The organism is Geodermatophilus sp. SYSU D00965 (assembly GCF_054050075.1).
The window spans coordinates 93,601-107,549 of the sequence record NZ_JBJGYQ010000009.1 but is presented as its reverse complement, the minus strand read 5'-3'; the positions used below and the strand labels follow the sequence as shown (position 1 = coordinate 107,549).

Annotated in this window: 10 protein-coding genes; 4 read left to right on the top strand and 6 right to left on the bottom strand. The window is 74.6% G+C overall.

What is annotated here, in order from left to right; genetic code table 11:
* Positions 1-44 precede the first annotated feature (44 nt).
* The 3 genes from ACI789_RS10565 to ACI789_RS10555 all read right to left on the bottom strand — a co-directional run bounded on the left by ACI789_RS10565 (position 45) and on the right by ACI789_RS10555 (position 3,734).
* Positions 45-875: an FAD binding domain-containing protein gene (locus tag ACI789_RS10565; RefSeq protein ID WP_457008717.1), complete on the bottom strand. Its 831-nt coding sequence runs from the start codon at positions 873-875 to the stop codon at positions 45-47.
* Between the two features lie 73 nt (positions 876-948).
* On the bottom strand, positions 949-1,452 hold the full coding sequence (locus ACI789_RS10560; protein WP_457008715.1) for a (2Fe-2S)-binding protein: 504 nt from the start codon (positions 1,450-1,452) through the stop codon (positions 949-951).
* A complete protein-coding gene (locus ACI789_RS10555; protein ID WP_457008713.1) occupies positions 1,449-3,734 on the bottom strand; it encodes a xanthine dehydrogenase family protein molybdopterin-binding subunit in 2,286 nt (761 codons plus the stop codon). The genes ACI789_RS10560 and ACI789_RS10555 overlap by 4 nt, the downstream gene beginning before the upstream one ends.
* A gap of 134 nt (positions 3,735-3,868) precedes the next feature.
* Between ACI789_RS10555 and ACI789_RS10550 the strand changes: the two genes are divergently transcribed.
* Positions 3,869-5,095, top strand: coding sequence for an MFS transporter (locus ACI789_RS10550; RefSeq protein ID WP_457008711.1), 1,227 nt, complete (start codon positions 3,869-3,871; stop codon positions 5,093-5,095).
* A gap of 2 nt (positions 5,096-5,097) precedes the next feature.
* Here the strand turns inward: ACI789_RS10550 and ACI789_RS10545 are convergent, their stop codons facing one another.
* Together ACI789_RS10545 and ACI789_RS10540 are read right to left on the bottom strand one after the other, a co-directional pair.
* A complete protein-coding gene (locus ACI789_RS10545) occupies positions 5,098-6,447 on the bottom strand; it encodes a cytochrome P450 (protein ID WP_457008709.1) in 1,350 nt (449 codons plus the stop codon).
* Between the two features lie 105 nt (positions 6,448-6,552).
* The gene (locus ACI789_RS10540) at positions 6,553-6,717 is read right to left on the bottom strand and encodes a hypothetical protein (RefSeq protein ID WP_456907905.1); all 165 of its coding nucleotides are present in this window, start codon (positions 6,715-6,717) and stop codon (positions 6,553-6,555) included.
* Between the two features lie 192 nt (positions 6,718-6,909).
* Here ACI789_RS10540 and ACI789_RS10535 point away from each other — a divergent pair, with 192 nt between their 5' ends.
* The gene (locus ACI789_RS10535) at positions 6,910-7,278 is read left to right on the top strand and encodes a hypothetical protein (RefSeq protein ID WP_457008707.1); all 369 of its coding nucleotides are present in this window, start codon (positions 6,910-6,912) and stop codon (positions 7,276-7,278) included.
* A gap of 134 nt (positions 7,279-7,412) precedes the next feature.
* Here the strand turns inward: ACI789_RS10535 and hrpA are convergent, their stop codons facing one another.
* Positions 7,413-11,372 carry an ATP-dependent RNA helicase HrpA gene (hrpA, locus tag ACI789_RS10530; protein WP_457008705.1) on the bottom strand — a complete coding sequence of 1,320 codons (3,960 nt, stop codon included), beginning with the start codon at positions 11,370-11,372 and terminating at the stop codon, positions 7,413-7,415.
* A 215-nt stretch (positions 11,373-11,587) separates the two neighbouring features.
* On the opposite strand from hrpA, the gene ACI789_RS10525 reads away from it, so the two are divergent.
* A complete protein-coding gene (locus ACI789_RS10525; RefSeq protein WP_457008703.1) occupies positions 11,588-12,106 on the top strand; it encodes a MarR family winged helix-turn-helix transcriptional regulator in 519 nt (172 codons plus the stop codon).
* A complete protein-coding gene (locus ACI789_RS10520; RefSeq protein WP_457008701.1) occupies positions 12,103-13,890 on the top strand; it encodes an MDR family MFS transporter in 1,788 nt (595 codons plus the stop codon). The genes ACI789_RS10525 and ACI789_RS10520 overlap by 4 nt, the downstream gene beginning before the upstream one ends.
* Positions 13,891-13,949: the final 59 nt, after the last annotated feature.

Here is a 13,949-nt window from a genome sequence, read left to right as displayed (position 1 = left end):
ACCGAGCTCCCGGCGGCGTCGTGGCCCCTGGTGGGGGCCCTCGTTCAGGCGGCGGCTGCGGGAGCCCCGGCCGCCTTCTCCAGCGCCCGCCGGGTGAGCAGCCGGGCGAGGTGCCGGCGGTACTCCTGGTCGGCGTGCATGTCCGCGCCCGGCGAGGTGCCCTCGTCGGCCAGGGCCGCCGCCTCCTCGATGGAGGCGCCCCGCGCGAGGGCCTCCTCCGTCGCGGTGGCCCGAACGACCGTCCCGGCCATGTTCGCCAGCGCCACCCGGCCGTCCACCGCGGCGGCGGCGACGATCGGCCAGTCGTTGGCGCGGCGGGTGAACTTCTCGTAGGCCCAGCCGGCCGACCCGGTGCGCGGCACGCGGATCTCGACGATCACCTCGTCCTCGGACAGCGCCGTCTCGAAGAAGCCCAGCCAGAACTCGGTCAGCGGGATGCTCCGGCGCCCGTTGGGGCCCTGCACGACCACGGTGCCGCCCAGCGCCAGCAGCGCCGTGGGCAGGTCCGACGCCGGGTCGCTGTGCGCCACAGTGCCGCCGATCGTGCCGCGGTGGCGCACCTGCGGGTCGCCGACCTGGCTGGCGACGTAGGGCAGGAGCGGCACCTCGGCCTTCGCGACCTCGTCCTTCTCCAGCTCGTGGTGCCGGGTGCCCGCGCCGATGGCCACCTCGTCCCCGTCGACGCGGACGTAGGACATCCCGGGGATCCGGCTGATGTCGATGACGACGGCGGGCATGGCCAGCCGGAGCTTCATGATCGGCAGCAGCGAGTGCCCGCCGGCCATGATCTTGGCGTCGTCCCCGTGCTCGACGAGGGCGGCGATGGCCTCCTCGACCGACGCGGGCCGGACGTACTCGAACGGCCCCGGGATCATGCCCACTCCTCGCTGGCGCTCGTCGGGTACATGACCCGGGATGCTGTGTCCTCGGATGCCCTCGCGAGCTCGGTCATCGGGCCACCTCCTGGTTCTGCGGCACCTGACCGGCGGCGGGGCCGGCCTGGGCCGCGCTCCGCACCGCCCGGACGATGTTGTGGTAGCCGGTGCAGCGGCAGAGGTTGCCCTCCAGGCCCTCGCGGACCTCCCGGTCGCTGGGGTCGGGGTTGTCGGCGAGGACGCCGATCGCGGCCATCACCATGCCGGGGGTGCAGAACCCGCACTGCAGACCGTGCTCCTCGCGGAACGCCTTCTGCATCGGGTGCATCTCGCCGTCCGGCCCGGCCAGGCCCTCCAGCGTGGTCACCTGCGCGCCGTCGGTCTGCGCCGCCAGCACGGTGCACGACTTCACCGAGAGGCCGTCGACGATGACGGTGCACGCACCGCACGAGGTGGTGTCGCAGCCGATGTTCGTGGCCTTGAGCCCGCACACCTCACGCAGGTAGTGCGCCAGCAGCAGACGGGGCTCCACCTCGTCGGTGCGCTGCTGACCGTTGACGGTCATCGAGACCTTCATGCGTTGCTGCCTCCCTGCTGGGCCTGCTGGATGGCCCGCCACACCTTCATCGGGGTGGTGGGCATGTCGATGTGCCGGACGCCGAGGTGCGCGACGGCGTCGATGACGGCGTTGTGGACGGCGGGCGTGGACCCGATCGTCCCGGCCTCGCCGATGCCCTTGGCGCCCAGGGGGTTGATGGGCGTGGGCGTGGCCATGTCGACCAGCTCGAAGCTCGGCAGCTCGGTGGCCGAGACGAACGGGTAGTCGGCCAGCGTGGCGGTCTGCGGGTTGCCGTCGGCGTCGTAGAGGACCTCCTCCAGCAGCGCCTGCGCCACCCCCTGCGCGTACCCGCCGTGCCGCTGCCCCTCGGCGAGCAGCGGGTTGACGATGATGCCGGCGTCGTCGACGGCCACCAGCCGCTGCAGCTCGGCCTTGCCCGACTCGGTGTCCACCTCGACGACGGCCACGTGCGCGCCGAAGGGGAACGTCGGCGCCGCCGCCTCGAACCGGGTCTGCACGACCAGCGGCTCGTTCTCGGCGAGCTGGGCGAAGGTGATGCCCGAGCCCGGGGTGCCGCGCACCGCCAGGCCCGCGGCGGACAGGTCGACCTCGAGGTCGGCCGGGTCGGCCTCCAGCTGCTCGGCGGCGCGCTGCTTGGCCAGCTCGATCAGCTCGGTGGCCGCCTGGTGCACCGCGGCCCCGCCCTGCTGGAGGCTGCGCGAGCCCATCGTGCCGCCGCCGCGCGGGATCCGGTCGGTGTCGCCGTGCAGCACGGTGATCTTCTCGACAGGGATGCCCAGCTGGTCGCTGGCGAGCATCGCCCACGCGGTGGCGTGCCCCTGGCCGTGCGGGGAGGTACCGGTCAGCACGGTGGCCGTCCCGTCCGGGTGCACCTCGAGCTCGGCAGACTCCCCTGCACCGAGGCCGGTGTCGGCCCCGGTGATCTCGACGTACGTCGACAGGCCGATGCCCAGCTGCTTGACCTCGCCCTGCTCGCGCCGGCGGGCCTGCTCGGCGCGCAGCTCCTCGTAGCCGGCCGCCTCCAGCGCCTTCTCCAGCGCCGCCACGTACTCGCCGGAGTCGTAGGTGGCGCCCGACGGGGTGGTGTGCGGCTCGGAGAAGGACGGGACGAGGTTCTTCCGGCGGACCTCGGCCGGGTCCATCCCGATCTCGGCGGCGAACACGTCGATGGCCCGCTCGACGGCGGCGGTCGCCTCGGGGCGGCCGGCGCCGCGGTAGGCGCCGATCGAGGTGGCGTTGTTGACCAGCACCCGCGCCGAGGCGTGCACCTTCGGGAACGCGTAGGTGGCGGCGGCCATCAGCATGGTGAGGGTCGGCAGGATGACCCCGACCCGCGGGTAGGCGCCGGCCTCCTGGTCGACGTGGATGGCGTAGGCCTCGATGGTGCCGTCGCGGCGGCCACCGATGGCGACCTGCTGGTCCTGGCCGCGGCCGTGCAGCATGCCGAGCATGTTCTCCGAGCGGTTCTCGGTCCAGCGCACCGGCCGCCCGGCCTTCTGCGCCAGCCAGGCGACGAAGGCGTACTCGGGGTCGGCGCCGATCTTGGCGCCGAAGCCACCGCCGACGTCCGGGGTGCTCAGGTGCACCCGCTCCGGGTCCACGCCGAGCCAGCCGGCGATCTGCCCCTTGGCCTGCTGCGCGCCCTGGTTGGTGCACCAGATGGTGACCCGGCCGTCCTCACCCCACGCCGCGGCGGCCGCGCGGGTCTCGAGCGGCACGGGCGCCACCCGCTGGTTCTTGACGGTCTGCCGGACGACGACCTCGCAGCCGTCGAAGAAGTCCTCCGGCGGCGGGCCGCCGAACTGGGCCGCGACGTTGGTCCCGGCCTCCTCGAACAGCAGCACCTCGTCGGCGGCGGCATCGGCGGTGGTGACCACGGCCGGCAGCGGGTCGATGTCGACGGAGACGAGCTCCGCGGCGTCCTCGCCCTGGTAGCGGTCCTCGGTGAGGACGACGGCGATGATGTCGCCGACGAAGCGGACCTTGTCCTTCGCCAGCCAGGGCCGCTCCATGGCCTCCGGGACCATCGGCAGGCCGGTCGGGATGGGGGCGAGGTCGGTGCAGTCCTCCGCCGTGTAGACAGCGGCGACGCCGGGCGCCTCACGGGCGGCGGAGGCGTCGACGGACAGGATCCGCCCGTGCGCGACCTGGGAACGGACGAAGGTGGCGTGCAGCGCACCGGTGAGCCGGTCGTCGACCAGGTCGTCGGTGTAGATCGCACCACGCGTGAGGAACAGCGGGTCCTCCGTGCGGACCACGCGGGTACCGAGGATGCTCATGCGCTCACTTTCCGTCGGGCGAGAGACCGCGGTCACTATCTCCGCCCGGGCGGCCCTTCGCCAACCCCCTCCCATCCTGCGGAATCACCCCGCGGAGCCCACGTGTCGTCCCCGGGTGTGGTGAGCTGACCGGGATGGACGCCGGGGGGACGACGCGCTCCCGCGGGGCCGCGCTGCTGTTCGTCACCGCGGTCGTGGCCGTGGCCCTCAACCAGCGGCCGGCCGTGGTCTCCGTGGCACCGGTGCTGGGCGACCTGCGCGCTGAGACCGGGCTGTCCTCCGCGATGGCCGGGCTGCTGACCACCCTCCCCGTGCTCTGCTTCGGCGCGTTCGCCCCGGTCGCCCCCCGGCTCGCGCGGCGCATCGGGCTGGAGCTGGCGGTGGCGGCGTCCCTGGTGCTGCTGGCCGCCGGCATCGCGCTGCGGCTCCTCTCCCCCGTGGCGCTGCTCTACGCCGGGAGCCTGCTCGCCGGCGCGGCGATCGCGCTGGCCAACGTGCTGATGCCCGCCTACGTGAAGCGCGAGGCGACCCGCCCGGGACTGGTCATGGGCCTGTACTCCGCGTCGCTGAACGTCGGGGCGGCGGTCGGCGCGGCCGTCACCGTGCCGCTCGCGGCGGCCTTCGGCTGGGAGTGGCGCACGGCGCTGGCCGCCTGGCTGCTCCTGGCGTTGGCCGCGCTGGCCCTGTGGCTGCCGGTGGCCGGCACCGGTCGGCGGGCCCGCGCCGCGCGGGAGCCCCTGCCGGGCGGCGGCTCGTGGGTGCTGCTGCGCCAGTCGCTGGCCCGCCAGGTGACCGCCTACATCGGCCTGCAGAGCGTGCAGTTCTACTCGGTCGCCGCGTGGCTGCCCACGCTCCTGGCCGACGCCGGCGTCCCGGTGTCGGAGGGCGGCCTGATGCTCGGCCTGTGCAACGTCGTGGGCGCCGGCGGCGCGCTGCTCGCGCCCGCCCAGGCCGGGCGGATGACCACCCAGCGACCGCTGGTCCTCGTGGTGCTCGTCGCCTACGTGGTCGGTCTGGGTGGCCTGCTGCTGGCGCCGGGGTCGGGCACGCTGCTCTGGGTGGCGGCGTTCGGGCTGGCCCAGGGCAGCGGCTTCGCCCTGGCGCTCACCCTGATCGTCCTGCGCAGTCCCACGCCGCTCACCGCGGCCCGGCTCGGCGGCGTCGCGCAGTGCCTCGGGTACCTGATGGCCGCGGCCGGGCCGCTGGTCCTCGGCTGGCTGCACGACCGCACCGGCGGCTGGACGTGGCCGGTGGCGCTGCTGCTGGTGCTGCTCGTGCCGATGGCCTGGGCGGGCTGGGGCGCGGCGCGCGACGCCGTCGTACGGGTCGAGGAGAGCCCCCGGGAGCCCAGCACCGCCTGAGGTCAGCGGAGGGTCACCGGCAGGTGCTCGAAGCCGCGCAGCGTCTGCAGGTCCCGCCGGACCGGGCGGCCGGACACCCGCAGCCCGGGGAAGCGCTCGAAGAGGGCGCGCAGCGCCACGGCGGCCTCCATCCGGGCCAGGCCCGCGCCGAGGCAGTAGTGGATGCCGGCGGAGAAGGCCAGGTGGTCGCGGGCGTTGGGCCGGGTCACGTCGAAGCGGCCGGGGTCGGGGAAGACGGCAGGGTCGCGGTTGGCCGCACCGAGCAGCAGGGTCACCCGGGAGCCGGCGGGCAGCCGGACGCCGGCCAGCTCCGCGTCGGAGCGCACCGAGCGGCCGGTGATCTGCACCGGGCTGTCGTACCGGAGGACCTCCTCGACGGCAGCGGGCCAGCCCGAGGGGTCGGCCAGCAGCGCCGCCCGCTGGTCGGGGTGGGCGTCGAGCAGCACGACGGCGTTGCCCAGCAGGTTCACCGTCGTCTCGAAGCCGGCGCCGAGCAGCAGCATGACGGTGGCGTGCAGCTCCCGGTCGGAGAGCCGCTCCTCCTCGGGAGCGGTGACCAGACGGCTGACGAGGTCCTCGCCCGGGTCCCGGCGCAGGCGGGCGAAGTGCTCGCCGAGGAAGCCGTGCAGCGCCCGCACGGCCCGGTCGGCGGCGACGAAGCGGCGCAGCGGCAGCCCGGGGTCGAGGGTGGCGGCCGCGCCGGCGCCCCAGCGCAGGAAGTCCTCCTGGCGGTCGGCGGGCACGCCGAGCAGGTCGGCGATGACCAGCACGGGCAGCGGCGCGGCGTAGGCGGCCACGAGGTCGACGACGCCACCGGCCGCCGGCTCCACCGCGTCGAGGAGCGCCTCGGCGGTCCGCTGCACCATCGGCTCGGCCGCGGCCGTCGCCCGCGGGGTGAAGGCGCGGCTGACCAGCCGCCGGTACCGGGTGTGGTCGGGCGGGTCCACGACCAGCATCGAGGGCGGCTCGGCGACGCCGGTGGCGGCCGGGTCGTCGCCGAACTCCAGCGCCCAGCGCAGGCCCCGCGGCGCGGCCGACCAGTCGAAGCCCACCCCGAAGCGGTCCGACCGGAGCACCTCCGAGGTCACCGCGTGCGACGTCGTGACCGGCCCCAGGACGCTCGGCGCGAGCGGTCCGCGGGCCCGCAGCTGCTCGTAGAGGTCGTAGGGGTCGGCGCGCGCGGCGGGGTCCCGCAGCAGGCGGCCGACGAGGTCACCGCGGCGTGCCGCGCGGGCCAGGTAGGCGCCGGGCAGCCCGTGCCGCACCATCCAGCGGGCCGCCGTCCGGGCGGGGCCGAGCGCGGCGGGACGGCGGCGCTCGACCGTCGTCCCCGGGAGGGCAGGGCTGCCCACGGGCGGTGCCGGCCTCGTGTCCACGCGCGCCCTCCCGGTGTCCTGCGCAGTCTGGCAGGTGGCGCCCGCCCGCAGCGGTCGGCGACGAGCGGGCGCCGGTGCAGGTCAGCTGTTCGGGTCGGGGGCCGCGCTCGGGTCGCCGTCCCAGTCCTTGCCCGCCACGTCGGCGTGCTCGGACGCGCTGTCGGTCTGCTCGGCGACGGTGCGGACCATCTCCTCGTCGGAGAGCCCCTCGCCCGCCTGCTCGGTGTGGCCGGTCGGCTCGCTCATGCCACTCCTCCTCGCTGGTTCGGTCCCCTGCGCCCTCCCCGTGAGCCGCCCGGGGCAAACCACCGACCCGTCGTACCGGGCGCGCCGGCGCAACCGGGCTTGCCGGGCAGGGTCCGTTGCACGCAACTCGGGTTGAGACAGGTAGTGTCCTATGCAGTTGTGCCCGATCCGAGCGGGCAGGAGGGGGACGTCGTGGCGGCCGAAGAGAACGGCGGGCGACCGGGGGACACCGCGGTCGAGGCGCTGCGCACGCTGGTCACCGAGCTGGACACCTGCATCGACCAGCTGAACTCGGCCCGGGACCGGGCCGAGCAGCTCCTGGAGGAGCGCGGCGCCGGACGGCGGTGGCTGGACATCGTCACCGAGGAGCGCCGCCCGCTGGTCGTGGAGCAGATCAGCTCGGTGATGGCGACCCTGGCCACCGCGGGCGGGACGTGGCGGCGGGAGCAGGCCCACGCCCTCCAGTCAGAGCAGGTCAGCATCAACCGGATCGCCGCGCTGTTCGGCGTCACCCGCCAGCGCATCTCCGCGCTGCTGCGCGACCGCGTCGCCGCCGACTAGTCGAAGGACCCCGGCCCCCTCACCGGAGGAGGACCCCGTCCTCCCCACCCTGCGCGAACTCAGGGCGGGACCCGGGACGGGGCCGTGGCGAGCCTCTGGACGGGACCGGCGGCGGGACTCGGCAGGGGGGCCGCTCAGGCGATGAGCTGGTCGATCGCCTTGTAGACCCGCTGCTCGGAGACCGGCCGCGGCGTGCCGATCGTCTGGGCGAACAGCCCGACCCGCAGCTCCTCGATCATCCAGCGCACCCGTGCGACCGGGTCGTCGGGCGCCCCGGTCGAGGGCACCTGCCGGCGCAGCTCCTCGAACTCCGCGGTCACCGCCGCGACCTGCGCCGTCCACAGCTCGTCGCGGACGGCGTTGGCCGGCAGCTTCTCCAGCCGGTGGGCCATCGCCTTGAGGTAGCGGACCAGGTCGGGCAGCCGGCGCCGCCCGGCCGTGGCGACGAAGCCCCGGTGCAGCAGGCCGCCCATCTGGCGGCGCAGGTCGGCGATCGCCGCCTCGGGCACCCGACGTCCCGGCGCGGCCCCGATCGCGACCGCGACCTCGCGGGCCTGGGTCAGCACCGCCTCGACCCGGCGCAGGGTGTCGGTGGTCAGGGGCAGCAGCTCGGCGCGCGCGGTCTGCACCAGCGCGGCGAAGGCGGCCTCCTCCCGCGGCGGTCCGCCCGCCGCGGCGAGCAGCTCGTCGGCGGCGGCGTCGACGCAGTCGTCGACCAGGGCGGGGATCTCCCCGTCCGGGTTGAACTGCAGCGCCAGGCGGCTCTTCGGCGAGAGCCCCTTCACCACCTGGCGGGTCGGCGACCCGGCGACCAGCACCAGCAGCCGGCGGGCGCCGCGCCACGACAGCCGGGTCGCCTCCACCTCGGTGGCGACCACCCGCACGCCCACGGTGGCGCCCTCGTCGACCAGGGCCGGGTAGGCGGTGACCACGTGCCCCCCGCGGCGGACATCGACCGTGCGCGGCAGGGTGCCGAAGGTCCACGCCGTCTGCCCGGCGCGCTCGACGTCGGCCGCCGCGGCCGCGAGGCTGGCCCGGGCCTGCGGCGCCACCTGCCGGCGCAGCGCCTGCAGGTCCTTGCCGGTGGCCAGGGCGCGCTTGCGGTCGTCGACGACCCGGAAGGTGGCCCGCAGGTGGTCGGGCACCTGGCCGGGCTGCCAGGCGTCGGGCGGGACGACGACCCCGGCCGCGCGCCGCAGCTCCCGCTCCAGCGCCGGCAGCAGCGGCTCGGCCGGCGCGATGTGCGGCAGGACCTCGCGCACACGGTCCGGGATGGGGACCAGCGCCCGCCGGAACTGCTTGGGCAGCGTCCGCAGCAGCGCGGTGACCAGCTCCTCGCGCAGCCCGGGCACCGTGAAGGCCAGCGACTCCCCCGACGTCCGCTCGGCGACGGTGTCGAGCACCGCCAGCGGGACGTCGACGGTGACGCCGTCCTGCGGGGTCCCCGGCGCGAACGCGTAGGACAGCGGCAGGGTGAGGCCCTGGGTCAGCGGCACCTCGTCCGGGAAGTCCTCGACCCGCACCTGCCCGGCCGCTGCGGCGTTGGTCAGCAGCTCCGGGGTGAAGGTGAGCAGGTCCGGCTGCTCGCGGCGGGCGGTCTTCCACCACTTGTCGAAGTGCCGGGTGGAGACGACGTCGGCGGGGATGCGCGCGTCGTAGAGCTCGAACAGCGTCTCGTCGTCCACCCGGATGTCGCGGCGGCGGGCCCGCTCCTCCAGCGCGGCGACCCGCGCCATCGCCTTCTGATTGTCGTGCCAGAACCGGTGGTGGGTGGTCCACTCGCCCTGCACGAGGGCGTGCCGGATGAACAGCTCGCGGGAGACGACGGGGTCGATCGAGCCGTACTGCACGCGGCGGCCGACGACCAGCGGGATGCCGTAGAGGGTGACCCGCTCGGTGGCCACGACCGACCCGCGCTTGGCGTCCCAGCGGGGCTCGGAGTACTGCCGCTTGACCAGGTGGTCGGCCAGCCGCTCGACGACCTCGGGGTCGATCCGGGCGACGGTGCGGGCGAACAGCCGGCTGGTCTCCACCAGCTCGGCGGCGACCACCCACCGCGGCGGCTTCTTCGCCAGCGGGGTGCCGGGCGCGAGGACGAAGCGGGCGTTGCGGGCGCCGAGGTACTCCCGGCCGCCGCGGCGGCGGTCGCCGTCCTTGCGTTTCGAATCCTCCACCTGGACGCCGACGTGGGACAGCAGCCCGGCCAGCAGCGCGGTGTGGATGCCGCGCTCGTCGGGCTCGGCGGCGAGCTCACCGGTCTGCATGCCGAGACGCCGGGCGGTGCTGCGCAGCTGGCCGTAGAGGTCCTGCCACTCGCGGATGCGCAGGTAGTGCAGGAACTCGCGCTTGATCGTCCGGCGGAACTGGCTGCCGGAGAGCGCCTCCTGCTGCTCGCCGAGGTACCGCCACAGGTTGAGCAGCGCGAGGAAGTCGGAGTTCTCGTCGGCGAACCGGGCGTGCATCTGGTCGGCGGCCTGCTGGTGCTCGCTGGGCCGCTCGCGGGGGTCCTGGATGGTCAGCCCCGCGGCGATGACCAGGACCTCCTCCAGCACGCCGCGCCGGTCGGCCTCGACCACCATGCGGGCCATGCGCGGGTCCAGCGGCAGGGTCGCCAGCGCCCGCCCGGTCGGCGTCAGCCGGCCGTCCCCGTCCAGGGCGCCGAGCTCCTCGAGCAGGGCCAGTCCGTCGGCGACGGCGCGCCGGTCGGGCGGGTCGATGAACGGGAAGTCCTCGACGTCGCCGAGGTCGAGCGCGGCCATCTGCAGCAGCACCGAGGCCAGGCTGGTGCGCAGGATCTCCGGGTCGGTGTACTCCGGCCGGCTCTCGAAGTCCTCCTCGGTGTAGAGCCGGACGGCGATGCCCTCCGAGGTGCGCCCGCACCGGCCGGAGCGCTGCCGCGCCGAGGCCTGGCTGATCGGCTCGATCGGCAGCCGCTGCACCTTCAGCCGCGCGCTGTACCGGGAGATCCGCGCGACGCCGGTGTCGACGACGTAGCGGATGCCCGGCACGGTCAGCGAGGTCTCGGCGACGTTGGTGGCCAGCACGATGCGCCGCCCGGTGTGCGGCGCGAAGACCTTGTGCTGGTCGGCCGCGGACAGCCGCGAGTAGAGCGGCACGACCTCGGCCGACGGGAACCGCTCGCCGAGGACGTCGGCGGTGTCGCGGATCTCCCGCTCACCGGCGAGGAAGACCAGCACGTCGCCCGGCCCCTCGGCGACCAGCTCGTCGACGGCGTCGGCGATCGCGCCGACCTGGTCGCGGTCGGGGTCGGCGGCGGGGTCCCCCTCGGGGGCGTCGGGGTCGACCACCGGCCGGTAGCGGACCTCCACCGGGTAGGTGCGCCCGCTGACCTCGACGACCGGCACCTCGGCGCCGTCCACACCGAAGTGCTTGGCGATCCGCTCGACGTCGATGGTCGCCGAGGTGATGACCAGCTTGAGGTCGGGCCGCTTCGGCAGCAGTTGCGCGAGGTAGCCGAGCAGGAAGTCGATGTTGAGGCTGCGCTCGTGCGCCTCGTCGATGATGAGCGTGTCGTACTGGCGCAGCAGCCGGTCGCGGGCGATCTCGGCGAGCAGCACGCCGTCGGTCATGACCTTGACCAGCGTGGTGTCGCTGACCTGGTCGGTGAAGCGCACCTTCCAGCCGACGACGTCGCCCAGCGGCGTGCCCAGTTCCTCGGCGATCCGCTCGGCCACGGTCCGCGCGGCGATCCGCCGCGGCTGGGTGTGGCCGATCCGCCCGCGGACCCCGCGCCCGATCTCCAGGGCGATCTTGGGCAGCTGCGTCGTCTTGCCCGACCCGGTCTCGCCGGCGACGACGACCACCTGCGAGTTCCGCAGCGCGGCCGCGATGTCCTCCCGGCGCGCGCTGACCGGCAGCTCGGCGGGGTAGGTGACCGCCGGGACGGCGGCGCGACGCCGGGCGATGCGCTCCTCCGCCCGGGCGACGTCGGCGGCGATCGCGGACCGCTGCCGGGCCCGCGCGTCGGCGTCCCTCGTGCGGCGGGTGCCGTCGAGACGGCGGCCCAGCCGGTGCTCGTCCTCGAGGGTCAGCCCGGCCAGCCGTGTGCGCAGGTCGTCGGGCGCGGGCGTCACGGGGTTCTCCAGATCTCGCGGGGGCACGGCGTGCGACGCGCGGTTCGCGACGCGGGTGAGCGGGCCGGCGGCGGGTATCCCCTCCAGGATCCCACCGCCGACGGCCTCCCGGCCGTGGCCCACCTCACTTGTATGCGCCGTACAACTGATTGCTTGCTACGCACAACCGGTTGTAGCGTGCACGTGTTCCCTCCGCCCCGTCCCCCGGAGTTCCCGTGTCCCCTGGCGCGCCCGACCCCACCGGGCTCGACGACGAGCGGCTCGCCCAGCTGCGCACCCTGGGCGAGCAGCTGCCGCGCTTCATGCGCCTGGTGCACGCCCTCAAGACCGCACAGGTGGCCGAACGCCGCGACCGCGCGGCGCTGGTGCTGCTGTTCCCGCTCGTCCGGCTCGGCCCGCTGCGGCAGGGGGCGCTGGCCGACCTCGTCCACGCCGACCCGTCGACGGTCAGCCGACACGTGGCCACGCTGATCGAGCACGGTCTGGTCCAGCGGGTCGCCGACGAGACCGACGGCCGGGCCAGCCGGCTGGTCGTCACCGACGCCGGCCGCGAAGCACTCGAACAGCTCCGCAGCGAGCGGGAGGCGCACCTGGCCCGCGTCACCGCCGACTGGCCGGCCGCCGACCTGACCGCCTTCACCACGCTCTTCGGCCGGCTGCTGGACGACCTGGCCTCGTCCCTGCCCACCGAGCCGACCGCCGCGCCCGTCCCGTCCCCCAGAGAGAAGCCATGACCCGAAGCACCCGCACCACCTCCGCCGAGCGGAGGGACGCCCGGGCGGCGGCCGCCGCCCCCGGCACGGACGGCGCCTTCACGCACCGCCAGATCGTCACGATCCTCGTCGGGCTGATGGTGGCGATGTTCCTCGCGGCCCTCGACCAGACGGTCGTGTCCACCGCCATCCGCACCATCGCCGACGACCTGCAGGGCTACGACCTGCAGGCGTGGGCCACCACGGCCTTCCTCATCACCTCGACGATCGCCACCCCGCTCTACGGGAAGCTCTCCGACATCTACGGACGGCGGCCGTTCTACCTGTTCGCCATCGGGATCTTCGTCGTCGGCTCGGTGCTGTGCGGCATCGCGAACTCGATGTACGAGCTGGCCGCGTTCCGGGCGGTCCAGGGCATCGGCGCCGGTGGCCTGATGTCGCTGGCGCTGGCCATCATCGGCGACATCGTGCCGCCGCGGGAGCGGTCCCGGTACCAGGGCTACTTCATGGCCGTGTTCGGCACGTCCAGCGTGCTCGGGCCGGTCATCGGCGGGTTCTTCGCGGGCCAGACCTCGCTGCTGGGCTTCGACGGCTGGCGGTGGATCTTCATGATCAACGTGCCGCTGGGCCTGGTGGCCTTCGTCGCCGTCTTCCGCGTGCTGCACCTGCCGCACGAGCGCCGCGACCACCGGATCGACTGGCCGGGCGCGCTGGCGCTGATCACCTTCCTGGTGCCGCTGCTCATCGTCGCCGAGCAGGGCCGGATCTGGGGCTGGGACTCGGGCCGCTCGCTGGCCTGCTACGTCATCGGCGCCGTCGGGTTCGTGCTGTTCCTGCTGGCCGAGCGGTCCTACCAGGACGAGGCGCTGCTGCCGCTGCGGCTGTTCCGCAACCGCAGCTTCTCGGTCAGCAGCATCGGCAGCGTGGTGATGGGTGCCGGCATGTTCGGTGGCCTGCTGCTGCTGCCGCAGTACCTGCAGATCGTGCACGGCTCCAGCGCCACGGTCGCCGGCCTGCAGATGATCCCGCTGGTCGCCGGCATCATGACCGGCGCGATGAGCTCCGGCATCGCCATCGGCAAGACCGGCAAGTACAAGGTGTTCCCGCTGGTCGGCATCGCGCTGATGACCGTCGCGCTGGTCTGCATGTCCTTCGTCGTGGACGCCGACACCTCGGTGTGGACCCTGGTGCCCTTCATGGTCCTCATGGGCCTGGGCCTGGGCTTCAACTTCCAGCCGGTCATCCTCGCCGTGCAGAACGCCGTCTCCCCGCGGGAGATGGGTGTGGCCACCTCGTCGGTGACCTTCTTCCGCCAGATGGGCGGCACGATCGGCACCGCCGCGTTCCTGTCGGTGCTGTTCAGCCGCCTGCCGGTGGACATCGAGGAGGCGGTGGCCTCGGCCGCGGCGTCCGACCCCCGGGTCGCCGAGGCGGTGCAGAGCGGCCAGCTGCAGGCCGGCGGCGACCTGTCGGACACGTCGTTCATCCAGCAGCTGCCGTCGTTCCTCGCGCTGCCCTTCAAGACCGGGTTCTCGAACTCGATCGACCTGGTGTTCCTCATCGCCGCGTGCGTCGTGGCGCTCGGGTTCTTCGTGTTCCTGTTCCTGCCGCAGCTGGCGCTGAGCAACAAGTCCGGCATCCAGGCCCGGCAGGCGGCCGAGCAGACCGCCGGCCCCGGCCCGGTGGCCGACGGCGGCGAGCACGCCGTGCAGGCGGTCGGCGCCGCGGCTCCGACGTCCACCGCCCCGCCGGTCGGCCGGCCCGGTGACGCCGAGACCAGCGAGCACGGCCGGCACCGCGCCTGACGCCCCCCTCGAGCGCCCGCCCGTCAGCCACCAGGCTGGCCGGCGGGCGCTCGTGTTCC

What these genes read in the sequence shown, in the direction of transcription:
- ACI789_RS10565 (WP_457008717.1), bottom strand. Translation starts at nt 875, where the DNA reads ATGATCCCGGGGCCGTTCGAGTACGTCCGGCCCGCGTCGGTCGAGGAG.
- ACI789_RS10560 (WP_457008715.1), bottom strand. Translation starts at nt 1,452, where the DNA reads ATGAAGGTCTCGATGACCGTCAACGGTCAGCAGCGCACCGACGAGGTG.
- ACI789_RS10555 (WP_457008713.1), bottom strand. Translation starts at nt 3,734, where the DNA reads ATGAGCATCCTCGGTACCCGCGTGGTCCGCACGGAGGACCCGCTGTTC.
- ACI789_RS10550 (WP_457008711.1), top strand. Translation starts at nt 3,869, where the DNA reads ATGGACGCCGGGGGGACGACGCGCTCCCGCGGGGCCGCGCTGCTGTTC.
- ACI789_RS10540 (WP_456907905.1), bottom strand. Translation starts at nt 6,717, where the DNA reads ATGAGCGAGCCGACCGGCCACACCGAGCAGGCGGGCGAGGGGCTCTCC.
- ACI789_RS10520 (WP_457008701.1), top strand. Translation starts at nt 12,103, where the DNA reads ATGACCCGAAGCACCCGCACCACCTCCGCCGAGCGGAGGGACGCCCGG.